At 60.5% G+C, this 24,838-nt stretch carries 22 protein-coding genes; 12 read left to right on the forward strand and 10 right to left on the reverse strand.

Annotation, left to right across the window (positions count from 1 at the left end; translation table 11 throughout):
- Positions 1 to 22: 22 nt before the first annotated feature.
- Positions 23 to 1,204 carry an NO-inducible flavohemoprotein gene (hmpA, locus tag HU731_RS10870; protein WP_186607809.1) on the reverse strand — a complete coding sequence of 394 codons (1,182 nt, stop codon included), beginning with the start codon at positions 1,202 to 1,204 and terminating at the stop codon, positions 23 to 25.
- Between the two features lie 147 nt (positions 1,205 to 1,351).
- Between hmpA and norR the strand changes: the two genes are divergently transcribed.
- Complete coding sequence (norR, locus tag HU731_RS10875) at positions 1,352 to 2,899, forward strand: nitric oxide reductase transcriptional regulator NorR (RefSeq protein WP_186607808.1); 1,548 nt, start codon at positions 1,352 to 1,354, stop codon at positions 2,897 to 2,899.
- A gap of 386 nt (positions 2,900 to 3,285) precedes the next feature.
- Complete coding sequence (locus tag HU731_RS10880) at positions 3,286 to 4,308, forward strand: IS110 family RNA-guided transposase (RefSeq protein ID WP_186609620.1); 1,023 nt, start codon at positions 3,286 to 3,288, stop codon at positions 4,306 to 4,308.
- A gap of 514 nt (positions 4,309 to 4,822) precedes the next feature.
- Here HU731_RS10880 and HU731_RS10885 read toward each other — a convergent pair.
- Positions 4,823 to 5,725, reverse strand: coding sequence for a DMT family transporter (locus HU731_RS10885; RefSeq protein ID WP_186609612.1), 903 nt, complete (start codon positions 5,723 to 5,725; stop codon positions 4,823 to 4,825).
- 136 nt (positions 5,726 to 5,861) lie between these two features.
- On the opposite strand from HU731_RS10885, the gene HU731_RS10890 reads away from it, so the two are divergent.
- Positions 5,862 to 6,737: a helix-turn-helix domain-containing protein gene (locus HU731_RS10890; RefSeq protein WP_186609614.1), complete on the forward strand. Its 876-nt coding sequence runs from the start codon at positions 5,862 to 5,864 to the stop codon at positions 6,735 to 6,737.
- Here the strand turns inward: HU731_RS10890 and HU731_RS10895 are convergent.
- The 7 genes from HU731_RS10895 to HU731_RS10925 form a co-directional block, all read right to left on the reverse strand.
- Positions 6,734 to 9,229 (reverse strand): LuxR C-terminal-related transcriptional regulator, encoded by a 2,496-nt coding sequence (locus HU731_RS10895; protein ID WP_186609611.1) that lies wholly within the window; start codon positions 9,227 to 9,229, stop codon positions 6,734 to 6,736. The genes HU731_RS10890 and HU731_RS10895 overlap by 4 nt on opposite strands.
- A gap of 699 nt (positions 9,230 to 9,928) precedes the next feature.
- Positions 9,929 to 11,287 (reverse strand): DUF1329 domain-containing protein, encoded by a 1,359-nt coding sequence (locus HU731_RS10900; protein WP_186608748.1) that lies wholly within the window; start codon positions 11,285 to 11,287, stop codon positions 9,929 to 9,931.
- A 27-nt stretch (positions 11,288 to 11,314) separates the two neighbouring features.
- Positions 11,315 to 13,105 carry a DUF1302 domain-containing protein gene (locus HU731_RS10905; RefSeq protein WP_186608747.1) on the reverse strand — a complete coding sequence of 597 codons (1,791 nt, stop codon included), beginning with the start codon at positions 13,103 to 13,105 and terminating at the stop codon, positions 11,315 to 11,317.
- Between the two features lie 481 nt (positions 13,106 to 13,586).
- Complete coding sequence (locus HU731_RS10910) at positions 13,587 to 14,498, reverse strand: SDR family oxidoreductase (RefSeq protein ID WP_044268345.1); 912 nt, start codon at positions 14,496 to 14,498, stop codon at positions 13,587 to 13,589.
- Between the two features lie 118 nt (positions 14,499 to 14,616).
- Positions 14,617 to 15,519 (reverse strand): alpha/beta fold hydrolase, encoded by a 903-nt coding sequence (locus HU731_RS10915; RefSeq protein ID WP_186608746.1) that lies wholly within the window; start codon positions 15,517 to 15,519, stop codon positions 14,617 to 14,619.
- Positions 15,519 to 16,301: a class II aldolase/adducin family protein gene (locus tag HU731_RS10920; protein ID WP_032895353.1), complete on the reverse strand. Its 783-nt coding sequence runs from the start codon at positions 16,299 to 16,301 to the stop codon at positions 15,519 to 15,521. The genes HU731_RS10915 and HU731_RS10920 overlap by 1 nt, the downstream gene beginning before the upstream one ends.
- Positions 16,302 to 16,476: 175 nt before the next feature.
- Positions 16,477 to 16,932, reverse strand: a complete 456-nt coding sequence (locus HU731_RS10925) for a flavodoxin (RefSeq protein WP_186608745.1) — start codon at positions 16,930 to 16,932, stop codon at positions 16,477 to 16,479.
- Positions 16,933 to 17,061: 129 nt separating this feature from the next.
- Between HU731_RS10925 and HU731_RS10930 the strand changes: the two genes are divergently transcribed.
- Both HU731_RS10930 and HU731_RS10935 read left to right on the forward strand, forming a co-directional pair.
- Entirely contained in the window at positions 17,062 to 17,529 is a 468-nt protein-coding gene (locus HU731_RS10930) for a PAS domain-containing protein (RefSeq protein ID WP_186608744.1), read from the forward strand.
- Positions 17,530 to 17,587: 58 nt separating this feature from the next.
- Complete coding sequence (locus HU731_RS10935) at positions 17,588 to 18,193, forward strand: hypothetical protein (RefSeq protein WP_032895350.1); 606 nt, start codon at positions 17,588 to 17,590, stop codon at positions 18,191 to 18,193.
- On the opposite strand, the gene HU731_RS10940 is transcribed toward HU731_RS10935, so the two are convergent.
- Positions 18,184 to 19,152, reverse strand: coding sequence for a MerR family transcriptional regulator (locus HU731_RS10940; RefSeq protein WP_186608743.1), 969 nt, complete (start codon positions 19,150 to 19,152; stop codon positions 18,184 to 18,186). The genes HU731_RS10935 and HU731_RS10940 overlap by 10 nt on opposite strands.
- Positions 19,153 to 19,365: 213 nt before the next feature.
- On the opposite strand from HU731_RS10940, the gene HU731_RS10945 reads away from it, so the two are divergent.
- The 7 genes from HU731_RS10945 to HU731_RS10975 all read left to right on the forward strand — a co-directional run bounded on the left by HU731_RS10945 (position 19,366) and on the right by HU731_RS10975 (position 24,806).
- Positions 19,366 to 19,923, forward strand: a complete 558-nt coding sequence (locus HU731_RS10945) for a putative antibiotic biosynthesis monooxygenase (RefSeq protein ID WP_057710535.1) — start codon at positions 19,366 to 19,368, stop codon at positions 19,921 to 19,923.
- A gap of 57 nt (positions 19,924 to 19,980) precedes the next feature.
- Positions 19,981 to 20,691, forward strand: a complete 711-nt coding sequence (gene folM, locus HU731_RS10950; RefSeq protein WP_094774894.1) for a dihydromonapterin reductase — start codon at positions 19,981 to 19,983, stop codon at positions 20,689 to 20,691.
- 20 nt (positions 20,692 to 20,711) lie between these two features.
- The gene (gene folE / locus HU731_RS10955; protein WP_003194072.1) at positions 20,712 to 21,272 is read left to right on the forward strand and encodes a GTP cyclohydrolase I FolE; all 561 of its coding nucleotides are present in this window, start codon (positions 20,712 to 20,714) and stop codon (positions 21,270 to 21,272) included.
- 2 nt (positions 21,273 to 21,274) lie between these two features.
- Complete coding sequence (gene folX / locus HU731_RS10960; RefSeq protein ID WP_003194073.1) at positions 21,275 to 21,646, forward strand: dihydroneopterin triphosphate 2'-epimerase; 372 nt, start codon at positions 21,275 to 21,277, stop codon at positions 21,644 to 21,646.
- Between the two features lie 15 nt (positions 21,647 to 21,661).
- Positions 21,662 to 21,958, forward strand: a complete 297-nt coding sequence (locus HU731_RS10965) for a DUF1244 domain-containing protein (protein WP_186608742.1) — start codon at positions 21,662 to 21,664, stop codon at positions 21,956 to 21,958.
- A gap of 57 nt (positions 21,959 to 22,015) precedes the next feature.
- Positions 22,016 to 22,900, forward strand: coding sequence for a helix-turn-helix domain-containing protein (locus HU731_RS10970; RefSeq protein ID WP_186608741.1), 885 nt, complete (start codon positions 22,016 to 22,018; stop codon positions 22,898 to 22,900).
- Between the two features lie 178 nt (positions 22,901 to 23,078).
- Positions 23,079 to 24,806: an amidohydrolase gene (locus HU731_RS10975; protein WP_186608740.1), complete on the forward strand. Its 1,728-nt coding sequence runs from the start codon at positions 23,079 to 23,081 to the stop codon at positions 24,804 to 24,806.
- The last annotated feature ends 32 nt before the right edge of the window (positions 24,807 to 24,838 follow it).

A 24,838-nucleotide genomic window follows, 5' to 3' on the forward strand; every position in this document is an offset into this window, starting at 1 on the left:
ACAGTGTTGTTGCTAGGGGGAATTATTCCAGCGCCGCCGCCGGCCCAAAGAACTCATACCGCGCCTGCTCCTGCGGCACACCCAGCGCCTTGAGATGGCGCTTGACCGCCGCCATGAAGCCCTTGGGCCCCAGGAAATAGGCATCAATGTCGCGCTGCTCAGGCAACCAGGCCGCCAGTTGCTCCTGGTTGAGCATCCCGACGTTGTCCGCCGCCGGGCTGATGCCGTCATCCTCGGCGTAGCAGTAGAAACGCTTGAGCTGCGGATGCTGGGCCGCCAGGGCGTCCACCCAGTCACGGAACGCATGCACCCCGCCATTACGGGCGCAATGGATGAAGTGCACCGGACGCTCGGTTGCCAGGGCGGCTTCGAGCATCGGCAGTGTGGGCGTAATGCCTACCCCACCGCTGATCAGCACCAGCGGTTTATCACTGGCGGCCAGGGTGAACTCGCCCGACGGCGGGAACAGGTCAATGGTCGCGCCGACGTGCATCTGGTCATGCAGGTAATTGGAGACCCGCCCACCCGCTTCGCGCTTGACGCTGATGCGGTACAGGCCGGTGTCGGTGAGGGCCGAGAGGGAATAGTTGCGACGCACTTCTTCGCCATCGAGCACCAGTTTCAGGCCGATGTACTGGCCGGGCGCTGCGGCCAGGATCGGGCCGTTGTCCACCGGGGCGAAGTAGAAGGAGATGATCTCGTCGCTCTCCTCCACACGCTTGACCAACAGGAACGCCCGCGCACCCCGCCAGCCGCCAGGCGCCTGGGCTTTTTCGTCGTAGATGGCCGCTTCGGCGCCGATCAGAATGTCCGCCAGTTGGCCGTAGGCCGCGCCCCAGGCACTCATCACCTCGGGGGTGGCAATCTCGCTGCCGAGCACTTCGGAAATAGCCCGCAGCAGGCAGGCCCCCACGATAGGGTAATGCTCCGGCAGGATCTGCAAGGCCACGTGCTTGTTGATGATCTTGGCCACCAGGTCGCCCAGTTGGTCCAACTGGTCGATATGCCGCGCGTACATCAGTACGCCATTGGCCAGGGCGCGAGGCTGGTCACCACTGGCCTGGTGGGCCTGGTTGAACAGCGGGCGGACCTCGGGATACTCGGACAGCATCATGCGATAAAAGTGGGTGATCAGCGCTTCGCCGCCGCTTTCCAGCAGGGGCACAGTGGATTTGATGATTGCACGGTCTTGGGCACTAAGCATGGGAGACTCCTGGGTCTTCTTACTGATTGCCTTAAGGCAGTCAGTAATCGTGCCAACTTATAAATCATTTATTTTCAATGACTTAAATATTATGTAGTCAGTATGACCTCCTACACTTTATAGTCATAAGGACTACAAGGAGTCATTATGACTGCACAACCCCTGCTCACGACCTTGCTGCCGCTGGTCGCCGACCTGTCACGGGACTTGCCCGAAGGCGAGCGCTACCGACGCCTGCTGCAAGCCATGCGCGCCCTGCTGCCCTGCGACGCCGCCGCGTTGTTACGCCTGGATGGCGAGTGGTTGGTGCCGTTGGCGGTGGACGGATTGAGCGCCGATACCTTGGGCCGACGCTTCAAGGTCAGCGAACATCCGCGCTTCGAGATCCTGCTGAGCAGCCCTGGCCCTACCCGCTTCGACAGTGACAGCGAATTGCCCGACCCCTATGACGGCCTGGTCGCCGGTTTGCACGGCCACTTGGAAGTCCACGACTGCATGGGCTGCCCGCTGTTTATCGACGACCAGCCCTGGGGCCTGCTGACCCTGGACGCCCTCGATACCGAGCGCTTTGAACGGGTCGAACTGGACGCCCTGCAAGCCTTCGCCAGCCTTGCCGCGGCCACCGTCAACGTGGCTGAACGCATCGAGCGCCTGGCGCTACGGGCCGAAGACGCGCATCAGCGCGCCGAGATCTATCGCCAGGCCAGCGGCCAGCAGCACAAGGAAATGATCGGTCAGAGCAAAGCGCACAAGCGCCTGGTCGAGGAAATCAACTTGGTCGGCGGCAGCGACCTGACCGTGCTGATTACCGGCGAAACCGGGGTGGGCAAGGAGTTGGTGGCCCAGGCGATCCACGCCGCCTCTTCGCGCGCCGACAAACCGCTGATCAGCCTCAACTGCGCCGCCCTGCCCGAGACCTTGGTCGAAAGCGAACTGTTCGGGCATGTGCGCGGCGCCTTTACCGGCGCGTTGAACGAGCGCCGGGGCAAGTTCGAACTGGCCAATGGCGGCACCTTGTTTCTGGATGAAGTGGGTGAGTTGTCGTTGACCGTGCAGGCCAAGTTGCTGCGCGTGCTGCAAAGCGGCCAGTTGCAGCGCCTGGGGTCGGACAAGGAGCACCAGGTGGACGTGCGCCTGATTGCCGCCACCAACCGCGACCTTGCCGAAGAGGTGCGCAATGGCCGCTACCGTGCCGACTTCTACCACCGTTTGAGCGTCTACCCGCTGCAAGTGCCAGCGCTGCGCGAGCGCGGGCGTGATGTGCTGCTGTTGGCGGGCTTCTTCCTCGAACAGAACCGTTCGCGCATGGGCCTGGGCAGCCTGCGCCTGACCACTGATGCCCAGGCGGCCCTGCTGGCCTACAGCTGGCCGGGCAATGTGCGCGAGCTGGAGCACTTGATCGGACGCAGCGCGTTGAAAGCCCTGGGCAACTGCCGCGAGCGCCCGAAGATTCTCAGCCTGAGCGCCCTGGACCTGGACTTGCCCGACGTGAGTACGGCGGTGGCCGAACAAGCACCGACCCAAGCCCTCCCGGTGGTCAGCGGCGACCTGCGCCAGGCCACCGAGCATTACCAGCGCCAACTCATCAGCGCCTGCCTGGAGCGCCATCAGCACAACTGGGCCAGCGCCGCCCGCGAACTGGGCCTGGACCGCGCCAACCTGGGACGCATGGCCAAGCGCCTGGGCCTCAAATAAAGCAAACACCTCAGTCAAATGTGGGGGCTGCAGCAGCAGACGGTAACCACGATGCGAAGCGAGCCGCTCTTGATCTGCTCTTGATCTGCTCTTGATCTGCTCTTGATCTGCTCTTGATCTTGATCTTAGGCGCCCCGTTAAACCACGCTGGCCGGAATTCGACAGGGATTTGGGGGGTAAACCGGCAGGGATGCCGGTTTAGCCGCCCCGCGCCATGGATGGCGCGTGGCGGCGGCCCCCCAAATCACTGGCGGATTACGGGCACACCGAGCCTAAGCGAGGTGCCGAGTGGTGGGGCAACAGCGTTAATGAGATGGTCAGCCCGGCACGGGAACCCCGGTAAATCTAGACTTACCGGGGTTCTCACTTACTTGAGGAGACCTCTCATGGACACCTTGGAACTGCTTGGCCTGGATATTGGAAAAAGCACTTTTCATCTCATCGGGCACAACGGCAAAGGCCATGAAGTACTACGCAAGAAATTCAATCGCAATCGCTTGCTTGAGTTCGCTGCAAAACTAAAGCCTTGCACCATCGTGATGGAGTCTTGCGGCGGTTCGCACTGGCTTGCCAGAAAACTTATATCTTTCGGGCATCAAGTGAAGTTGATCGCGCCGCAACATGTAAAACCTTACGTTACCGGCAATAAAAACGACTACATCGATGCTGCTGCCATCTGTGAAGCCGCGTCCCGCCCCAGAACGCGCTACGTCGCGATCAAGACAGTGGAGCAGCAAGTGCTTTCGACCCAGCACCGCCTTCGAGAGGCGCTGGTAGGTCATCGAACTCAAACCATAAATCGCATTCATGGGTTCTTGCTTGAGTTTGGAATTGCGTTGCCTGCGACAAAAGCGGCGATGAATCAGATTCACCAAATTCTGGACGATCCTGCCGCAGAGCTGCCTCAACAGCTGAAGTGCGATATTGAATATCTGCTGGAAGAGATCAAACGGCTCACCGGGGAAATAAAGGCAATTGACCGAAGTATCAAAGAGCAAGTGGCAGCTGATGATGCGGGAACACGCTTAATGAGCATCCCCGGCATCGGCCCGATCATCGCTAGCGCGCTGCTGGCCGACATCGGGGACGCTTCCAATTTTCATTCGGCTCGAGACTTTGCCGCTTCGCTAGGACTGGTGCCGAGGCAATACTCAACAGGCGACCAAACCGTCCTTTTGAACATCAGCAAACGTGGTGATAAGTATCTTCGAAAGCTTCTGGTCCAAGGTTCGCGGGCAGTGTTGGTGCGGATCGACAAACGCAACGATGCTCTTGGAAGGTGGTGCAGAGACCTCCTTGCACGAAAGCACCCAAACAAGGTTGCCTGCGCCTTAGCCAATAAATTGGCAAGAATCGTATGGGCCGTTTTAGCTCGTGGAGGCAGCTACAACGCGCAGTTGGTGACTTGAGCGAAACACTACCGGCTTTTGCGACGACAACGATGATGACGATAAACAGCTCAGATCCTGCTTGAAAACCTGGTAAGCAAAACAGCTTTCGAAGCTGAAGCGTTTTTCAAGGACAGGCGGGAGCGACTATTCATCAAGGGCCGAGCGGTGAAACTGCCAACTATGAGCCCGGATACATTAGCGCAAGCATGCTTTACCGCTCATCGCCTGTGGTTGCAGGAGGTGGGCTGACCATACATTTGCTTACTTTTGCGCTTTTCAAAAGTGAGCCGCTGTCAGAGCGGAACCCTAAGTGGCCGTTACCTAAATAACGGATATGTACCCGGTCCACCTGTGTTGACTGTTAGGCCGTCTTCGCGGGCAAGCCAGCTCCCACATTTGGATGGTGGTGTGTCAGGTACATCAGTGTCGGCTGTCAGGCCGTCACGGGAGCAAGCTCCCTCGCCACAGAATCAGCGTCGTACCGAAGTCGTATAGATACCTATGGCCATCGCAGGCAAGCCAGCTCCCTCATTCAGACCCGGCTAGCCTTGAGGTCCGGCACGATGGCCCGGGGCTTACGAAACACCAGCACATTCCCCAGCATCACCAGCACCAGCCCCATCAACGCCGGCACTGTCCACTGGTAACCCTCGGCCACTGCCGACACATTCAGCGCCACCACCGGAAACAGCACCGTGCAATACGCCGCCTTCTCCGGCCCCATGCGGCCCACCAGGGTGAGGTAAGCGGTAAAACCAATCACCGAGCCCGGGATCACCAGGTACCACAGCGCACCGATATACCGCGTACTCCAGTCCATTTCGAAGGGAATACCACGCACCGCGCAATAGGTCGCCAACATCGCCGCCCCATAGGCCATGCCCCAGGCATTGGTGGTCAGCGGCTTGAGCCCGGCCTTTTGTTGCAGGCTCGATAACAGGTTGCCCGCCGAGAAGCACAGGGTGCCGAGCAGGGCCAAGCCCAGGCCCAGCAGCGTTTGCGGGCTGGCGGTATGCCCAACCAGTTCCGGCCAGAACAAAAAGCCCAGCCCCAGCAACCCAAGCGCCCCGCCCATCAGCACGTTGCGCGCCACCCGCTGGCCGAAAAACACCCGGGCATTGAGCGCGTTCCACAAGGTCGCCGTGGAAAACACCACCGCCACCAGGCCACTGGGAATCCATTGGCTGGCGGTGAGAAAGCACATGAAGTTGACGCAGAACAGGCACAACCCCTGCGCCAGGCAGATCAGGTGCCCGCGCCGGTTCATCACCTGCAACTTGCGGCTGAGCAACAACAGCACGAACAGCACCAGGGCGGCCAAGCCGAAGCGATAGACAATCGACACCGGAATCGCCACCACGCCCAACTGCCACTTGAGCGCGATCCAGGTGGTGCCCCAGATGAGCACCGTGAGTAGATACAGGAAAAGATTCATAGCCGGCTCCGTCGATTGAGCCACAGTGTGGTCCTCCCCCCGGATAACGTTCTTGCACATTCTTGCGCTTTTGTCGGGCGATGGGCTCACAGCGCCAGCGGTGGAGCGTAGGATGCAAGGCGTCGGAGAACACACCATGCCAGAGCTGCAATCGCTGCACGTCTTCCAAGCCCTCAACCGCTCGCCCCACGCACGCCTGCAAGCCTGCGCCGAGCTCGGTGACGGCTTGGCTGCGGCCGTGTGGAGCAACCACCATGACGCCCAGGATTACCAGGCCCCCAGCCATCACACTTTGTCCTGCTACATCGGCGGCGGCACGGGCACCTTTCGGCGCGATCAGCCGGGCCTCAAGGGCGGCCCCGACAAACTGTGCATCCTGCCGGCCGAGCATCAGTCAGCCTGGGTGATCAATGGCGATATTCGCCTGGCCCACCTGTATTTCAGCCCGGAACAATTTGCCCTCGGCTGCGTCACCCTGCTGGACCGTGAGCCACGGGAGCTGCACTTGCGTGAGGGCACCTTCCTCGAAGACCCCTTCCAGGCCCGGCGTTTTCACCAGTTGGTCAGCCTCAACTGGTACGAACCCGGCGAGCGCCTGCTGACCAGCAGCCTGGCCCATGAACTGCTCAGCCATACCTTGCTCAGCCAGGTCGGCGCCCGCGAAGGCTTGCGCTTGAAAGGCGGGTTGGCCGCGCACCAACGGCGGCGGCTGGTGGAGTACATCGACCAACATATGGAAGACGCCATCAGCCTCGGCCAGTTGGCCGCCATGTGCGCGCTGTCCGAATACCATTTCGCCCGGATGTTCCGCCAAAGCTTCGGTGTGCCGCCCCATCAGTACTTGCTGTCACGGCGTCTGGCGCGAGCGCAAAACCTGCTGCGCAGCAGCACTTTACCGATCAGTGAGCTGGCCTTGCTGTGCGGTTTTTCCAGCGCCAGCCATTTCAACCAGCGCTTTCGCCACGCCATGGGCGCCACGCCGAGCCAATACCGCCAGGCATTCTGCGGCTAAACCATCAAGCCCAACGTCTTCGCCTTGGCCACCGCCTGGGTGCGTCGCTCTACCCCGAGTTTGCTGTGGATACGCCGCGCGTGCGTCTTGACGGTGTGCAGGGAGATATACAGGCGATCGGCGATTTCCAGGTTGGAGTTGCCGAGCGCGATCAGTTGCAGCACCTCCAGCTCACGCTGGCTCAGCGGGTTTTGCGCCGCCCCGGCAGGCGCGGCCTGGGGTTCCAGGCCCAATTCACTTAAAAGCCCCGGCGCACGTAAACGCAACTCGCGGACCGCCTGCTGCACCTGGCAGCGCTCCGCCAGCGCCAAGCCGGCTTGCAGCGCTCGACGCGCCAACGCTGGGTCGCCGAGTTGCCAAGTCACTTCACCGAGCACCAGGTGCAATTCGGTTTCCAGGCAAAGCATGCCGCGTTGCCGTGAGGTATCGAGCAAGGCATTGAGCCGCGCGATGGGTTGCTCGGCACAGCCCAGCTTGACCTCGGCCAGCACCAGCAAATATTCCAGGCGCGGGATCAGTTCCAAGGTGGCCGGCGGCGCCTGCTTGGCGCACGGCCCGCGAAAGTGACGCAACACCCGGCGCACGGCCTGCACCGTCAATTCGGCGCGGCCTTGCTGCAACCAGAAGTGCCCACTGACCAACAGCAATACCGCGCGGTACACCGTGTCGGGCACATGGCGCTGCTGCATCAGGCGCTCGGCGTCGCGCAATTGAATGAAGGCCTGGGCGTAGTCGCCACGATTGGCTGCCAACAACGCCAGGCCCAGAAAACCATACAACACGCGCTTGTCCTGGCTTTGCAGGCACATGCTCAAGCCAGCCTCGAAACATTCGGCGGCCAGGCCGTCCTGGCCCTGACGCAAAGCCAGATGCCCGCGGCGCAAGACAATACGCCCCACCAAGGGCCCGGCGGTGAGCCGCTGCCCGGCCAACATCGCTTGCATCGTTTCCAACAGGCTTTGCGCCCGGTACGGCGCGCCACGCTGCTCCAGCAATTGGGCGTGGTCCAACTCCAGCAGGGCCTCCAATACCAGCGAGCCGTGGGCTCGGGCCAGGCACAGCGCTTCGCGGCTCAAGCGTTGGGCGGCCTCCAACTCACCGCGCAGCAAGGCTTGCTGGGTCAGGCCCGACAGGCACATCAAGCGCGATGTCCAGGCGCTGTCGGGCAACGCTTGCAGGGCTTCGAGAAAGTGCTCGCGAGAGCGTTCGGCATTGCCGCTCAAATGCAGCAACCAGCCCCATTGCGCCTGCCAGCGCGCCAGCAGATAGCGCTGCGCGGCGGCCGTCGGTTGCGGGGCAAAGCGGGCCAGTTGGTCGATGCACAAGGCTGCCTGTTCGAAGCGCCCGGCAAACAACAACGCGGCCGTGAGCAGCCCCACCAACTGCGCCGACCCCAACATCAATTCATCGCCCTGCTGTTCATGCAGGCTCAACAGCAGCACGGCGTTCTGCTGGCGAAACAGATCCTCGAAACTGAAATGCTGCAACAGGCTCACCGCCACTTCATATTCCTGCGCCAGCAGCGCCTGCTCGAAGGCCGCTTGCCAGTCGCGCTCGGCGCTGAACCATTGGCACGCGCGGCGGTGCCACGAACGCTTGGCCGACCAGGGTTCGTCGCGCAGCAGTCGCGCCAACGGAGCAAACACCTGCAGCCAGTCGCTGGTGCCTTCCCAGGGCTGGATAAACGTCCCCAGCGCCTGTAGCTCGCGCAGGTACTGATCGCCGTCGCCATGACCGAACAAGTGCTCGCACAGGCTCAGGTTAAAGCGCGGCAAATGAGCCAGTACACGCCAGGCTTCGGCCAGTGGCGCGGACAAGGTGCTGAAGAGTTCGTGTTGCAGGTAATCCAGCAAGGTCTTGTCGGGGTGGTTATCGCCCAGCGCGGCGATGCGCACACCGGCACACCAACCACCGCTGAACTGCATCACGCTGTCAACGCTCTGCCCTGGGGCGAGCAGTGCCTGGACCTCCGCAGCGCTGAAAGACAACTCACTGCACTCCAGCAATTCATCCTCCAGCAACAGGCGCGGCCAATTGCACACCGGGCGCCGCCGCGCACCCAGCCACCACGTCAGTTGCGCACTGCTGGCGCTGATCAGACGATCAAGCAACGCGTCCAACTCGGGGGCCGGCAGGCGGCAGAAATCATCCAGAAACAGCCACGTGGGGCTCGGCCAGCGGCTGAGGTCGAGCAGCAAAGTGGCTTCATCGACAAACACCAGGCCCAGGTGCTGCGCCAGCCGTGTGCACAACTCCAACGGGCTGAGTGCTGCGCCATGGAGCGGCATCCAATAAACCAGGCAACCCGCCGGCGCCTGCAATGCACACTCGGCGAGCAGCGCACTCTTGCCACTGCCAACGGGCGCGCACAGCAACTTCACACGCGCCTGCGCCGCGAGCAGCAGCCCGGACAAGCGCGGACGCAACAGGTGATGGGCGGACAGCCGTGGCATGCATCCAGGACGGTCCAGGCAGCGGGTCATGGCGGTCATTGCTGCATCCTGCTGTTTTTATTGTTGCGTCACCCTAGACCTGTGGTTGGCGGTTGTTGAAGAAGTATTCAGCGGGGTGATTGAAGACCATAAAAATCGCGGTAGACACCATTCAGTGTGGGAGCTGGGTTGCCTGGGATGGCCGTCGGTATCTACACAACTTCGGTACGACGCTGATCCTGTGACGGCCTGATAGCCGACGCTGATGTAGCTGACGCGCCGCAGTCCAAATGTGGGAGCTGGCTTGCCTGCGAAGGCGGCCTAACAGTCAACACAGTTGGACCGGGTACATATCCGTTATTTAGGTAACGGCTACTTAGGGTTCCGCCCTGACGGCGGCTCACTTTTGAAAAGCGCAAAAGTAAGCAAAACGCTCTTGCCCCACCACTCGGCACCTCGCTTAGGCTCGGTGTGCCCGTAATCCGCCAGTGATTTGGGGGGCCGCCGCCACGCGCCATCCATGGCGCGGGGCGGCTAAACCGGCATCCCTGCCGGTTTACCCCCCAAATCCCTGTCGAATTCCGGCCAGCGTGGTTTAACGGGGCGCCTGAGATCAAGATCACAAGCAGATCAAGAGCAAGATCAAGAGCGGCTCGCTTCGCATCGTGGTTACCGTTGATTGCGACAGCGTTGTGTAGATACCTATGGCTAATGCAGGCAAGCCAGCTCCCACATTTTCAACCTCACTTCGATGCGCAATCAGCGAACGCCCTCCGTCCTCAGTGCTGCCGGGGTGTAGTCCGCCGCCTTGGCCGCGAAGCCGAACACGAAGCTGCTCTTCTCTTCGTTCTTCATGCCCAGGGCGATGTAGCGCCCGGCAATCAGGTCGTACAGGGTTTCCACGGTGTAGGCGGGCACCTGGTGGTCGTAGTAGAACTGCGCATGGCCTTCGGCAACGCGCCACAGTTGGCCGCGGCCGTCGTAGTGGTCCACCAGCGCGACTTGCCAGCTGTCTTCGTCGATGTACATGTGGCGCTTGGCATAGATGTGCCGCTCGCTGGGCTTGACGGTGCCAACCACTTCCCACACGCGGTGCAGTTCGTAACGGGTCAGGTCCTGGTTGATGTGCCCGGCCTTGATGATGTCGTCGTACTTGAGGCTCGGCGAGTCGAGCTTGTAGCTGTTGTAGGGTATGTACATCTCCTTCTTGCCCACCAGTTTCCAGTCATAACGGTCGGGCGCGCCGGAGAACATGTCGAAGTTGTCGGTGGTGCGCAGGCCGTCGGAGGCGGTGCCCGGGCCGTCGTAGGACACCTGCGGTGCGCGCCGCACACGGCGCTGGCCGGCGTTGTAGATCCAGGCCAGGCGCGGCTCCTTCACTTGGTCGAGGGTTTCATGCACCAGCAGCACGTTGCCCGCCAGCCGTGCCGGGGCGGTGACCGATTGCTTGAAATAGCTGAGCACGTTGGCAGCCTTGGCCGGGTCGATATCCGGGATGGCCTGGGGCACCGCCACTTCCTCTTCGAAGCGGATCGGCGTGTAGCTGCCATTGGTCTGCGGCGTGGCCTGGGTGATGATGCGCCGCAGGTTGCCGCCGTGGTAACGGGTGATGTGATTCCACAGCACCTCCACGCCATTCTTGGGGATAGGGAACGCGTAGTAGCGGTTGCCGGTGAAGTTCTCCAGGCCGTTGCCGTCGTTGATCGCCTTCACATTCACGGCGCTGCGCTTGATCGATTCGTAAATGTCCGCTGGCAAGTTGACCGTGCGGTGGCTGGGGTATACCGGGATTTTGTAGGTTTCTGGATAGCGCTTGAACATCGCCACCTGGCCGTCGGAGAGTTTGTCCTTGTACTTGTCCACCGTGGCGGCGGTGATCACGAACAGCGGTTTTTCGTTGGCGAAGGGGTCAGCCAGGAAGCCCTTGCTGTCTACTGCGCCGGCGTTTTTCGGGATACCGCCGGTCCAGGCCGGGATCGAGCCATCGGGATTGCCGGCTTTTTCGGCGCCGACCGGGGTCAGGGTAGTGCCGAGCTTGGCGGCTTCTTCGGGCGATACCGCCGCCATTACGTTGGCGGCCAATACGCTCAGGGCCAACACTGCAATCATCTTACGCATAGGGTCTTGTCCTTCTTTTAAGCCAGATCAGAAGTTCACGCCGAAGCTGAGGGCGAGGAAGTCGCGGTCGGTCAGGGTGTTGTAGTCCCCGCCAAAAAAGTCGGTGTAGCTCAGGCTTGCGGTGTAGGTGCTGCGATAGTCCGCATCCACGCCGACGCTGATGGCTTTGGCGCCTTTATTGAACAGGCCGTTGGGGCCGTAACCGGCCACGTCATGGGACCAGGACAGGTTGGGCTTGAGGTTCACACCGGCAATGGCGTTGTTGTAGTCAAGGATCGCCCGGGCCCGGTAGCCCCACGAGGTGGAGGTGACAAAACCGTCGGTGTCACCTTGAAAACCATAGGCGCCGTACACCGAGTCTCGGCCGTAGCGCAGTTTGCTTTTGTCTTCCAGGCCGGCGACGTGCACCACCGCCGCTTCGCCCACCAGGGTCAGGCGCTCGGCGCCCAGTACCTGGTCGAAGAACTGGGTCATGGTGCTCTGGATCTGGGTGATTTCCTTGCGGCGGTAGCCTTTGTTGTCATCACCGAAATTGCTGCGGATGGGTGAGGCGAGTTGGCCCGCGATGGGGTTGACCAGGGCCAGGGTCAGGTCAGTGGTGTTGAGCTGCACCGGCGCATTGGGCCGATAGCTGATCTCACCGGTCCACGCCGTGCCTGTGGGCAAGGTGGTGGAGAAGCTGGCGCCGAACAGGCGGATGTCTTCCGGGTAATCCAGGTAGTACTGGCCACGACCAAGCATGGTGCTTTGCGCCAAACCAGCGCCAGAGCCAGGCGCCAGGGCGTTGGCGGTGTTGATGATGCGCCCGATGGTCGCCAGGTTGGTATTGGCGGTCAGGGTGCCGACGGTCGGTGTGCGGCTGTGGTAGTTCATGAAGTACAGGCCGTATTCAGTGTCATCACCCAGCCAGCGCAGGGCCGCGCCGAACTGGCCCGAATCGCGCGCATCGCGGTCACCGGCACGCCGTACAATCACGCCTTCATTGGTCACGCCAAACCCTTGGCCAAAGGCCGCCGCCACCGGTTGCAGCGGTCGGATCGCCGGGCTGCCGACGGTGTAGTTATTGGTGCAACCGTCCGCCGCCACGTCCCCACCAAAGAAGGTGCCGCAGTTGTCGAGCACCGTCTGGTCCCATTCCAGTTGATAGAAACCTTCCACGGTCAGTTGATTGGTCAGGCTCTGGGAGGCAAACAGCATGTTCACCGGGATCAAGCCTTCCTTGATCTCGGCACCGGGCCTGCGGAACGCCGACACGTCGATCGGGTTGATGCTGTTGATGGAATTACCGATGAAGGTACTTTCGCCCCAACTGACCACCTGCTTGCCGGCGCGCACGGTGCCGGGCAGGTCGCCCAGGGAGTAGTTGTGGTAGACGAAGGCATCGAGGATCTGCGCACCGCTGGACTTGGCGCCTTCCTTGCGGTTGTGATCGCTGATGGGTTTGAACTCGCGGTCTTCGTCCTTGAGCTCGAAGTCATACCAATACTTGCCACGCACGAACACGCCGGTGTCGCCGTACTTCAATTCAAGGTCGTGTAGCCCCTTGAAGATCTTGGAGAACGTCTCGCCCTTCTTGAAGTTGAGGCGCCCGTCATCCCCCGTGGACGCCTGGCCCGTACCGCCATTGACGGTGCCGACCAGGCCTCTATCGGCATCGCGCATGCCCCAACTGGCGCCGACCGACAGCGAGGAGTCGAATTGCCCTTCGATCTCGCCAATATTGAACGAAACAGCCTGCGCCTGGGCACAACAGCCCAGCGCAACCGCAGTGGCCAGCGCCTGTGGCGTGAAGATGGCGCGCATTATTGTTTTTGTCATGCGTCTTCCCCGGTGAGTGACAGAAGGCCCCACCCTACTGCCGCCCTTGAGGAGCGATAAGCGCACCAAGGAGGTATTCGTGTTGTCGCCCGAAAGGATGACGGGGTTCTCTGGCCGGGCGTTGGCCTGGTGGCATGCATGCGATGGATGAAGGGTTATCAGAAGAATCGATGGCGCCCTGTAATTATTGCCGATCTGGTAACAGTCCTTGTCCCGATTTGCTATTACTCATTCTGTTACAACCGATTATTCTTGCTTGGCTTTCAGGGCAAAGAGCCCGCTCCCGCATTGGGGAGAAAAGCTGATTTATAGCGGATTGATCCAGTAATCAGTCTGTTCCCGGTGTTCACTGACGTTGATTTGTCGCTCCTTGATCCAACGTCTTACTTCGGCCGCTGCCTATGCAGCGGCCTTTTTTATGCCAAAAATAAAACGGGGCGTCATCGACGCCCCGTGGGATTCATTGATTTACCGGCAATGATCAGAGGCTGAACTTCTGCAAGTTAGCCATCATTTCCTTCAGCGCCTCGATGTTGTCCTTGGGGTGGGCAGCCCCTTCGAAATCGCAGATTTGCTGCCAGTGCGCGGCCACATCTTCCGGCGAAAAACCCGCCTCGGGATCAAAGCCCACGCCCAGGCTACGCTCCCAACGGGTCTTGCCGATCCAGCCGCCACCCACTTCAAACAAGCCTGCGGTTTCCTCACAGGCTTCACTGCCCAGGTACACCACCAGCGGGCTGACCAGTTCCGGCTTGAGGCGCTCGAACACTTGCGGCGGGATCAGCCCTTCGGTCATGCGCGTGCCACCGGTGGGGGCAATCGCGTTGACCAGGATGTTGTTCTTGCGCCCTTCCAGCGCCAGGGTGCGGGTCAGGCCATACAGGCCCAACTTGGCCATGCCGTAGTTGGACTGGCCGAAGTTGCCGTAGATACCGGACGTCGACGCCGTGAAGATCACCCGGCCATAACCCTGCTCGCGCAAATGCGGCCAGGCGGCGCGGGTGACTTTGTAGGCGCCTTCGACATGCACCCGGTAAACCAAGTCCCAGTCGCTGTCATCCATTTTATGGAAGGTCTTGTCGCGCAGGATGCCGGCGTTATTGACCACCACGTCGACCCGGCCGAAGACATCCAGGGCGTTCTGTACGATCTTGTCGCCGTCGGTGACCGAATCATGGTTAGCTTCGGCAATGCCGCCCGCCGCGCGAATCTGCGCCACCACCCGGTCAGCCGCCGAAGCGTTGGCGCCCTCGCCTTGGGTTGAGCCCCCCAGGTCGTTGACCAGCACTTTGGCCCCGTGCTTGGCGAACAGCAGCGCATGGGCCTGGCCCAAGCCACCACCGGCGCCGGTGACGATCACGACCTTATCCTGAAACTGCACTGACTCACTCATACCGAACTCCGCTGGCGACAATGGGAATAGGCAGAGTGTCACGCACGCAGCCTTTGGTCACAATAAAGACGGCCAGGGCTGAATGGTGCTTGATAAGGCAGCGGGATGATGCGCAGGCTCAGGAATAGGCCGCACGCGGTGAGGGCTGGCCGATGCGCTCACGAAACGCCTGGTAGTGCCTGAGCACCTGGACCGGCGCCTCGATCTGCGGGTAGTGGCCGATATTGGCCAGCCTTATCGTGTCGGGCTCGGGCACCAGTTGGCGATAGCGCTCGACCATATGGGCACCGGAAATCGGGTCTACTTCGCCGTCGATCACCCGCAACGGCACTTCGCCTTGCTGCATGGCCGCCAGCCAACGCTCGCGCAGGCGACGGCGCTGGGGAATGTAGGCGATCAGTTTGTGCAGGATACGCGGGCCGTCATTGCAACTGATCAAGCTCCAGAAATCATCCAGCACGCTTTCACTGGGCCGCGTCTGGGGGCCGAAAACCTGGTTGAAACTGCTGGCCAAGGCATTGCGCCCAAAGGCCCGGCCGATCATCCAGCCCAACGGGCTGAGCAATAGCTTTTGCACCAGCGCCGGCCGATGGGTTTCCGGAAACAGCCCGCCGTTGAGAAATACACAGCTCGCCATCTGGAACCGTCCCTCGTAATGCCGGGCCAATAATTCCTGGGCGACACTGTCGCCGTAGTCATGAGCCAACACATGCACCGGCTGCTCTACGCGCAGGTGCTCAAGCAGCGCCTGTTGCAAGTCGGCCTGTTCCAGCAGGCAGTAGTCGTGGTCCAAGGGTTTGGCCGAGTCGCCAAAGCCGAGCATGTCGCAGGCGATCACCAGGTTGCGCTGGGCCAGGGGCTGCCACAGGTAGTGCCAGTCCCAACTGGCCGTGGGGAACCCATGAATCAGCAGCAACGGCTCGCCCTGCCCGGCCACCCAATACCGCACGGTGTGGCCACGAAAGACGAAGTCCTGGCCGCGCTTGCGCCAGGCTCTGAGCGGTATTTCGGCGAGTGGCATCAGCTTTTATACCCAGGGTCCTGTTGGTCCAATTTGCGCAGCAGTGCCGGCCAGGCCAGCGCACCGCCCATACCTTGGGCGCTTTTTGTGACAGCTGCCACCATCGCCTTGGCACCGGCGAGAATCTGCGGTTCGATGGCGATCAACTCGGTGCCGCCGCTCTGGGCCAGTACCTGAATCTCGCAGGCGCGCTGGAAGGTGAACATCATCAGGAAGGTGTCGGCGATGCTGCCGGCGCAGGTCAGCAGGCCGTGGTTGTGCAGCATCAGGAAATTGTTCTGGCCCAGATCCGCTTGCAGGCGGGCCTTTTCCTCATGATTGAGCGCCACGCCCTCATAGGCGTGATAGCCAAGGCTGGATAGTACAAACAGCGATTGCTGGCTGATGGGCAATACACCCTGCTTTTGCGCACACACCGCCACGCCCGCAGCAGTGTGGGTGTGCAGCACGCAGGTCACGTCGTGGCGCACTTCGTGGATGGCGCTGTGGATGGTGTAGCCCGCCGGGTTGATCTCGTAGGGGCTGTCCATTTGCTTATTGCCGGCCTGGTCAACCTTGACCAGGCTCGACGCGGTGATCTCGTGGAACATCAGCCCATAGGGGTTGATCAGGAAATCTTCAGTGCCCGGCACCTTCGCCGAAATATGCGTGAAGATCAGGTCATCCCAGCCGTGCATGGCCACCAGCCGATAACAGGCCGCCAGGTCCACACGGGTTTGCCATTCGGCGGGGCTGACCTGGGCTTTGACGTTTTGTGGTGATGGAGCAGGGGCTAGGCTCATGGCAATGACCTCCTTGGCGCACTTCTTATGGTGTCTAAAGTGAGAGCCAGTCTAGTCAGACGCCGAGGCGCAAGGAGTTGCCTTGGCAGCCAGCTTGATGACTGAGCGAGTCAGTCATGAGAATAGTACAGATATGGGTCAAACAAGCGCCGTCAATAACGGCGCTCTCGGGAATTCAACCGCGCAGCGCAGCGACCAACTCGCCCAGCCAAGGCTCGGCATCAGCTTCCGGAGTAACGCTTTCACTGGCGTCCAGGCGCAGCATTGGCAGCACTTCGTGGACACCCAGTTCGGCGAACAATTCGCGCATTTGTTCACCACCGCCACAGAAGGTATCGCCGTAGCTGGCGTCGCCCAGGCCGATGACTGCACCTGGCAGGCCGCGCCAGGCGGCGGGCAGTTGGTCGCGAATGGTCGAATAAAGCGGTTGCAGATTGTCGGGCAGCTCGCCCATGCCGGTGGTCGAGGTCACGGCCAGGAATGCATCGGGAGCAAAGGCCTGCACGTCTGCCAGCGTGGCACGAGGGTTGTGCCAGGCGTTGAAGCCTGCGTCCTTGAGGATTTCTTGCGCGTGGCGAGCGACTTCTTCAGCCGTACCGTAGACCGAGCCGGAGAGGATGGCGACTTTCATCAATCTGATCCTGTAGTTGAGTGAAAGCGTGGGATATTAGCAGCCTGTGGGAATATTTCAGTGCGCACCGTGCAACATTCCAGACTTGCCATAAACTGGCAAAGTCAAAATCAGGCCAGGGACCGCTCTATGATTAACGCCAAACTGCTGCAAATGGTCGTCAATGCGTCCAATGACGGGATCGTCGTTGCCGAACGCGAAGGCAAAGACAAACCGCTGATCTACGTCAACCCAGCCTTCGAACGGCTGACCGGCTATACCCTGGACGAGATCCTGTATCAGGACTGCCGCTTCCTGCAGTCGGGCGACCGCGACCAACCGGCTCTGATGGCCATTCGTGAGGCGCTCGACAACGGCGGCGCCTGCCGCGAGATCCTGCGCAATTATCGCAAGGACGGCACTCATTTCTGGAACGAGCTGTCGCTTTCGACCGTGTACAACGAGGTCGACAAGCAAACGTATTTCGTCGGCGTGCAAAAAGACGTCACCCTCCAAGTCAAGGCGCAACAGCGTGTCGCCCAACTGGAAGCCCAGTTGGCCGAGCTCAAGAGCGAGCTCGCGGCACTCAAGGCGACGAGTGGATTTAACAAACTGTAAAAAACGCGGTCTTTAGAGCGATAATGGCTTTTTAATGCCTCAGCCTTGAGCTAGATCAATGCAACGCGACACGCTATTGACGCAGGACGAACTGGATTTTATCCAGGACATGCAGCACAACCCGCAGCTCAACCTGCGGGATGCATGGTCGAGCCTGACGGTTAATGGCGGGGCACAGATTCGCGATCTGCTCACGCGGCTAGCGGCTCACGACCAGGTCACCATCCAGGCGCAGTTCGACAACCAGCAACTCACCTTCCCGTTGCACCTGGTGGAAGATGAGTTTCACGCTGTGCATTTGCGCCTGGGCGTACCGAGCATTTTTGAAGACGGGCCGATGATCCGCCCGTGGCGCCTGGCCCTTGAAACGCCGGTGGCGCTGGAAAACATCAAGGGCTACCCCAGCGCGTTGTGGGTGCACGAAGTGTCATTCAAAGGGGTGTTGGTAGAAGTGCGTGGCCGGGTCAAACCGCCGAAGACCTTTTCCTTGTGGTTCAGCCCTTCCGGCTACGAGCGCATCGCCCTGCGCGGCACACTGGAGCGCGAAACCGCCCGTGGCCTGTTCGCTTATCGCCTGAGCCAGAGCGATGCCGATGAGATCGAACGGCTACGCCAGTTCATTCTGCACCAACACCGCCTGGTGCATCCGCACGTTCACGCCTGAGACTCGGGCCCCAGATGGCCGCTGAGCAGTTGCTGCAAGCGGCGCGGCATCAAGCGTCCATCATTGCCCAGGCAACCAATCGGCGACCCTGCCAGGCTGTGTTCTGCCAGGTCCGACGCTTCTCCAGCCAGTAGCAACGGGCAATCGAGGGTGAAGGCCAGACGATTGAGTCGCGACGCCAGATCTGTGCCAGGGGCATGGTTGGAAAACAGCACCAGGGCTTGCGGCCGGGTGCGTTCGCAGATCAGCGTCAACTCATCCAGTGGCTGGCCAACGCCCAGGACCTTGACCGCCAGCTTCTCGCTCGACATCAACAAGCCCGCCACCAGCAACTCCAGCTCACGGCACTCTCCGGCAATGGCCGAGAGCAACACCCTGGGCACGGGCGAGGCACAGGCCATTTGCAGGCATCGCGCGACGCGCGAGCGCAGGAAATTGTCGAAGAACAGCCACTCGCTGGCTTGGCCAAAGCGGCCTTGGTGACGTAACAACTGCTGCCACAGCGGGACCAAAATGTCCTGGAACACCACGGTCGTCGAATAGACGCTGAAAATCTGGCCGTACAACTGGTCAAGCGCCCGATCATCAAAGGCACTGATGGCCTGCCGCAGTTGCGTCTGCCATTGGCGCCACTCCAGTTCGGTATCGCTGCGTGACGCCGTGGCCGGTTCGCTGGCTTGTGGATCGCGCGCCAGCAGCTTGCCGACTTTGCTCACCGCCACGCCACGCTCTATCCAGTCGAGGATACGCTGCACGGTGTCGATATCGGTGCTTGAGTACAGCCTGTGCCCACTTTCGGTGCGTACAGGCTGGATCAAACCGTAGCGACGCTCCCACGCACGCAAGGTCACCGGGTTTACGCCTGTGAGTCTTGCCACTTCACGAATCGGAAACAGCCCCTCGCAGTCAGTGTGGCTGTCGGGTGTCGTTTCGCGAAGAGGCGCAGTGATTTCGGGCATCAGCGGTCAAAAAACTTGTATGAATTTGAATACTATTTAACGCCGATTGAACTGCATGATTCAAGATCTACGGCGATCCATCCGAAGTTTCTGGCGTATTTGGGCAAATCCGGAATAATCCTTGCCTGTTCTTTTGCGTCGCTGCATCACCCCGCAGCTTCGTTCGTGCGCCGCCTACCCGGCCTGGCGCACCTGCTGACTTGGAGATATACGATGTCTACCTCACCCGTCACCTTGATGGTTGCGCGCCGCGTGGCCAAGGGTCGCTACGAAGAGTTGATGGCCTGGCTGCGCGAAGGCGAGCAATTGGCGACTGACTTCCCCGGTTACCTGGGCTCCGGCGTGCTGGCCCCGCCGCCTCATGATGATGAGTTCCAGATCATCTTCCGCTTTGCCGATGAAAAAACCCTGCATGCGTGGGAATTCTCCGCCTCGCGCGGCGCGTGGCTGAGCCGTGGCAGCGAGCTGTTTGCCGACCCGTCGGAGCACCGTGTCAGCGGTATCGATGGCTGGTTTGGCGCAGTAGGTGCCCGCCCGCCACGCTGGAAACAGGCGGTGGCCATCTGGTTGGCATTTTTCCCGGTATCGCTGCTGTTCAACTTCGGCCTGGGCTCGCTGCTCAATGAGCTGGACCTGTTCAGCCGTGTACTGGTGAGCACCGCTGCCCTGACCCCGCTGATGGTTTACCTTTTTATACCGCTGTCGACCCACCTGCTGGCGAACTGGCTGCACCCTTCGCCCCCTCGCAAGGTCACCGAAGCCGCCGCTTGAGTACAGGGAGGCCGGGGCGCTGGTATAGTTTGAGCCTGCCAGCGACTTGAGCCTCCCATGAATGCAACCAACGCTCCGATTCTGATCACCGGTGCCGGCCAGCGTGTCGGCCTGCATTGCGCCGAGCGCCTGCTGGATGAGGGCCAATCGGTGATGTTCAGCTACCGCAGCGAACGCCCCGGCGTGCAGGCGCTGCGTGAGCGGGGTGCCATCGGCGTGTTTGCCGACTTCTCCAGCGAAGCCGGCGTGCTGGCTTTCATTGGCGCAGTGAAAACCCATACCCAAAGCCTGCGCGCAATCATCCACAACGCTTCAGCCTGGGTCGCCGAAACCCCGGGCGACGAAAGCCGTGCCTTTATCGACATGTTCAGCGTGCACATGCTTGCGCCGTACCTGATCAACCTGCATTGTTCACCGTTGCTGCAACGTTCGACACCCGCCGATATCGTGCATATCAGCGATGACGTGGTGCGCAAGGGCAGCCGGCAGCACATCGCCTATTGCGCCACCAAGGCCGGGCTCGACAGCCTCACGTTATCGTTTGCCGCGCAGTTTGCGCCGCTGATCAAGGTCAACGGCATCGCCCCGGCGATGGTGATGTTCAACGAAGGCGATGACGCAGCCTATCGCGCCAAGGTCCTGGCCAAGTCGGCCCTGGGCATCGAGCCCGGGCCCGAGGTGATCTACCAGAGCGTGCGTTACCTGCTGGACAACCCCTATGTCACCGGTACCACCCTGACCGTCAACGGTGGGCGGCATATCAAGTAAGCCGTTTTTGAGGATGTTGTATGACCTTATCCCTGCCCCACCACTACCGCGAAATCCTCAAGGGCCTGGGCGAAGACCCACAGCGCGAGGGCCTGCTCGATACGCCCAAGCGTGCCGCCAAGGCCATGCAGTACCTGTGTCATGGCTATGAGCAGAACCTGGAAGAAATCGTCAACGGCGCGCTGTTTGCGTCGGACAATGACGAGATGGTGATCCTCAAGGACATCGAGTTGTATTCGTTGTGCGAGCATCACCTGCTGCCCTTTATCGGCAAGGCCCATGTGGCCTATATTCCGACCGGCAAGGTGCTGGGCCTGTCAAAACTGGCGCGCATTGTCGACATGTTCGCCCGGCGCCTGCAGATCCAGGAAAACCTCACGCGGCAAATCGCCGACGCCATCCAGGACGTGACCCAGGCCGCCGGCGTGGCGGTGGTGATCGAAGCCAAACACATGTGCATGATGATGCGCGGCGTAGAGAAACAGAATTCAACCATGAACACCTCGGTGATGCTCGGCGCCTTTCGCGAGTCGAACACCACCCGTATGGAGTTCCTGCAACTGATTGGACGGAGCAAGTAGCAATGCCACAACTTCAACCAGGCATGGCGCGTATCCGGGTCAAGGACCTGTGCCTGCGCACCTTTATCGGCATCAACGAGGACGAGATCCTCAACAAGCAGGATGTGCTGATCAACCTGACCATCCTGTATGCCGCCCAGGAAGCCGTACGTGACAACGACATCGACCACGCCCTGAACTACCGCACCATCACCAAGGCCATCATCGCTCACGTAGAGGGCAATCGCTTTGCCCTGCTGGAGCGCCTGACCCAGGAACTGCTGGACCTGGTGATGAGCAACGAATCGGTGCTGTACGCCGAAGTCGAAGTAGACAAACCCCACGCGCTGCGTTTTGCCGAGTCGGTTTCGATCACTCTGGCCGCCAGCCGCTGATAGCAAGTGAGCCCTATGAACGACCAACAACGCCTCGAACTCGAAGCCGCCGCCTTTCGCCGACTGGTAGCCCACCTGGACAGCCGCAAGGATGTGCAGAATATCGACCTGATGAACCTTGCCGGCTTCTGCCGCAACTGCCTGTCCAAGTGGTACAAGGCCGAGGCCGACGAGCGCCAGATCGAGCTCAGCCTCGATGACGCCCGTGAAGTGGTGTACGGCATGCCGTACGCCGAGTGGAAAGCCCAATACCAGCAAGAAGCCAACGCCGACCAACAGGCCGCGTTTGCCAAAAGCAACCCCCAGGGTTAAGCGCTAAGCCCTCACGACGTGGGGCCGGCCCGCGGGAAAAACCAGGAACGCAAAAGCATGCAGATTCAAACCTTTGATACTGCGGATGTGGATCAGCAACTGGCGATTTCCGGCTGGCAGGAACACTACCAGCAAATGTCCCCAGGGTATTTCCGGGGCAAGGTCGTCTACATGCAGTTGGACGGCATCGAGGTGTATGAAGAGCAGATGAACACGCGGGTAGAGCAGCATTTCCATGCGCCCGTCGGTTCATTGGTCTTTAGTTTTGATACGAGTGACGGGGCGCTGTACCTGCTCAACGAGGACAGTCAGAACACCTGGGTTACCCCGCAAAACTATAAAGAAGTCGCGGTGGTGATCGGCCCTCAATACCTCAAGCAACTTGATTGCCTGAACTTGAGCAGCCTGGATGGCATGCTCCTCACCCCGCTGGTTTCCCGGCAGAGCCAGGTTTTTGGCCACTGGTTGAGCAGCACGCTTCAACGGTTGGCCGTGGGGCAATCCCCGGTGCCTGAAGAAGGGCTGGCACAACAGCTGGTCGACGATTGCCTGTATATCCTCGATTGCCCGAGCCAGACGCCGGACCTGGCAAGCCTGAAACACCGAGCCCATGACCGCCGTCTTATCCAACGGGTTTTCGACCTGGTCATGGCCAGCCCGCAAGAACACTTCAATGTGTTGCAACTGGCCAACGGCGCCGGGGTGTCTGTTCGTCAGTTGCAACAACGCTTCACGTCTTCTATCGGTGTATCACCCAGCCAATGGCAGCGGTTACGCCGATTGAACTTTGCCCGCCGCGACTTACTGCGCAGGGTGCCCGCAGAGACGACCGTGGCGGAAATCGCCATGCGCTGGTCATTCTGGCACCTGGGCCGTTTCTCCCAGGCCTATTACCAGCTTTTTGGTGAACTCCCCAGCCGCACACTCTTACGTCCCCGCTGAATCGGCCCCCAAGCGCTTGCGCACCAAAATGAGGCGCGCACGCAAGCGTAAATCGGATAGAGGCCAGCCTTCTGGCGCCCGCATTATCGACTTCAAACAAGGAACCGTGCGTTCGCCGGCCATTGATGTGCTGCGTCGCTAAAACCTCAATAGAACAAAATCAATAAAGGAGCTTTGAATGAAGCGATTTACCCCCTGTGCTCTGGCCGCCATCTTAGCGATCCCCTCACTGCAGGCCATGGCAGCAGCCGATCTGGTATTCACCAATGGCAAGGTTTTCACCGGTGTCCCCGGCCAAGCGCTGGCTCAAGCGGTGGCGGTGGAAAACGGAAAAATCCTCGAAGTCGGTAGCGACGCGCAGATCAATGCCCTCGCCGATGCCAACACTCAACGGTTCGACCTTGCGGGCAAGGTGTTGATGCCCGGCATGATTGATACTCACAGCCATCCGGTGTCTGCAAGTCTCGCGAGCCTGGGTGCCAACTTGCTGGATGAAGAAAAGCCATTGCCCGAGCTTGAGCAATGGATCATCGAGCAAGATAAGGCAGGCCGGGCCAGATCCGGGGACGTCATCTTAATTGCCGGCACCAGCTCGGCCTATTGGGATAAAAGCCGCGAACTGGGCAAGATCTTCAACCACGGCCGCTGGGCCGACCAACCGCTGGTGCTCAGTGGCATCGACGGCCACACCGGCTGGGCCAACAACGCCATGCTCAAGCGTGTGAAAGTCGATGCAGCACTGATAAAAGGCCTGCCTGCGAACGAGCGTGACTACATCGGTCACGAAAACGACTTCACCCCCACCGGTTATTTTGCCGAGTCTCGCTGGGATCAGGTGCGTAATAAGGTTCCTGCACCGAGCAAGGAGACCATGCTCAAGGCCGCCCGCGAAGCGGTGAAGGTCAACAACGGTTATGGCGTCACCGCGTGGATGGATGCGGCATCAAATGCCGGCAATGGCGACTCGCTGTTCGACTTCACCGCAACGGAGCAGAGCTACGGCGTGCTGCCGTTCTACCGCGAACTGGCCGAGAAGGGCGAACTCAGTGCCCACGTCGCCGCCTTGATGCTGACCCACTCCAAAAGCAAGCCGGCCGACCTGGAAGTCGTGGCCAAGGTGATGAAAAAATTCGAGGGTGTGCCCAACCTGACATTCCCCGGCCTCAAGATCTTTGCTGACGGCATCATGGAGTTTCCAGGGCAGACCGCAGCGGTCATCGTCCCCTACAAAAACAGTAATAAACGCGGTCAGTTGCTGATCGATCCGAAGCATTTCGGTGAGTTGGTGGTGGCTGCGGAAAAACGCGGCTGGATCCTGCACGTGCATGCGGACGGCGACCGTGCCGTACGTGAAGCCCTCAATGGCATTGCTTATGCGCGCCGCCTCAACCCAGCGCCTGTGGCCCATAGCCTCGCCCACTTGCAAGTGGTCGATCCAGAAGACTTCCCTCGCTTCAAGCAACTTGGGGTCATTGCCTCCATGCAATTGCTGTGGGCCACCAGCGAGAGTTACACCGAAGAACTGGTCAAGCCTTACCTCAGTACGTCTGCCTACGAGCACCTGTACCCCGCCAAATCCCTGCATGACGCGGGTGCAACCATCGCGGGCGGCAGTGACTGGCCCGTCTCTGGTCCCAACCCGTGGAATGCCATTGCTCAGGCCAGCACGCGTAAAGGCCCATTGGGGGTGCTTAACGCCAAGGAAAGCCTTGATCGCCAGACCATGTTCTACGCCTACACCCTCAATGCCGCCAAAACCCTTCGCCTGGATCAACAGATCGGCTCGCTGGAACCCGGCAAGCAGGCTGACCTGATCGTCCTTGATCGCGATGTGTTCAAGGTCAGCGACGACGAGCTATTCGAGACCAAGGTCCTGAACACCTTCTTCTCCGGCAAACAAATCTGACTCACTCGCTCAATATTACGCAAAACACCTGA

It is taken from the genome of Pseudomonas salmasensis, assembly GCF_014268375.2.
GTDB lineage: Bacteria > Pseudomonadota > Gammaproteobacteria > Pseudomonadales > Pseudomonadaceae > Aquipseudomonas > Aquipseudomonas salmasensis.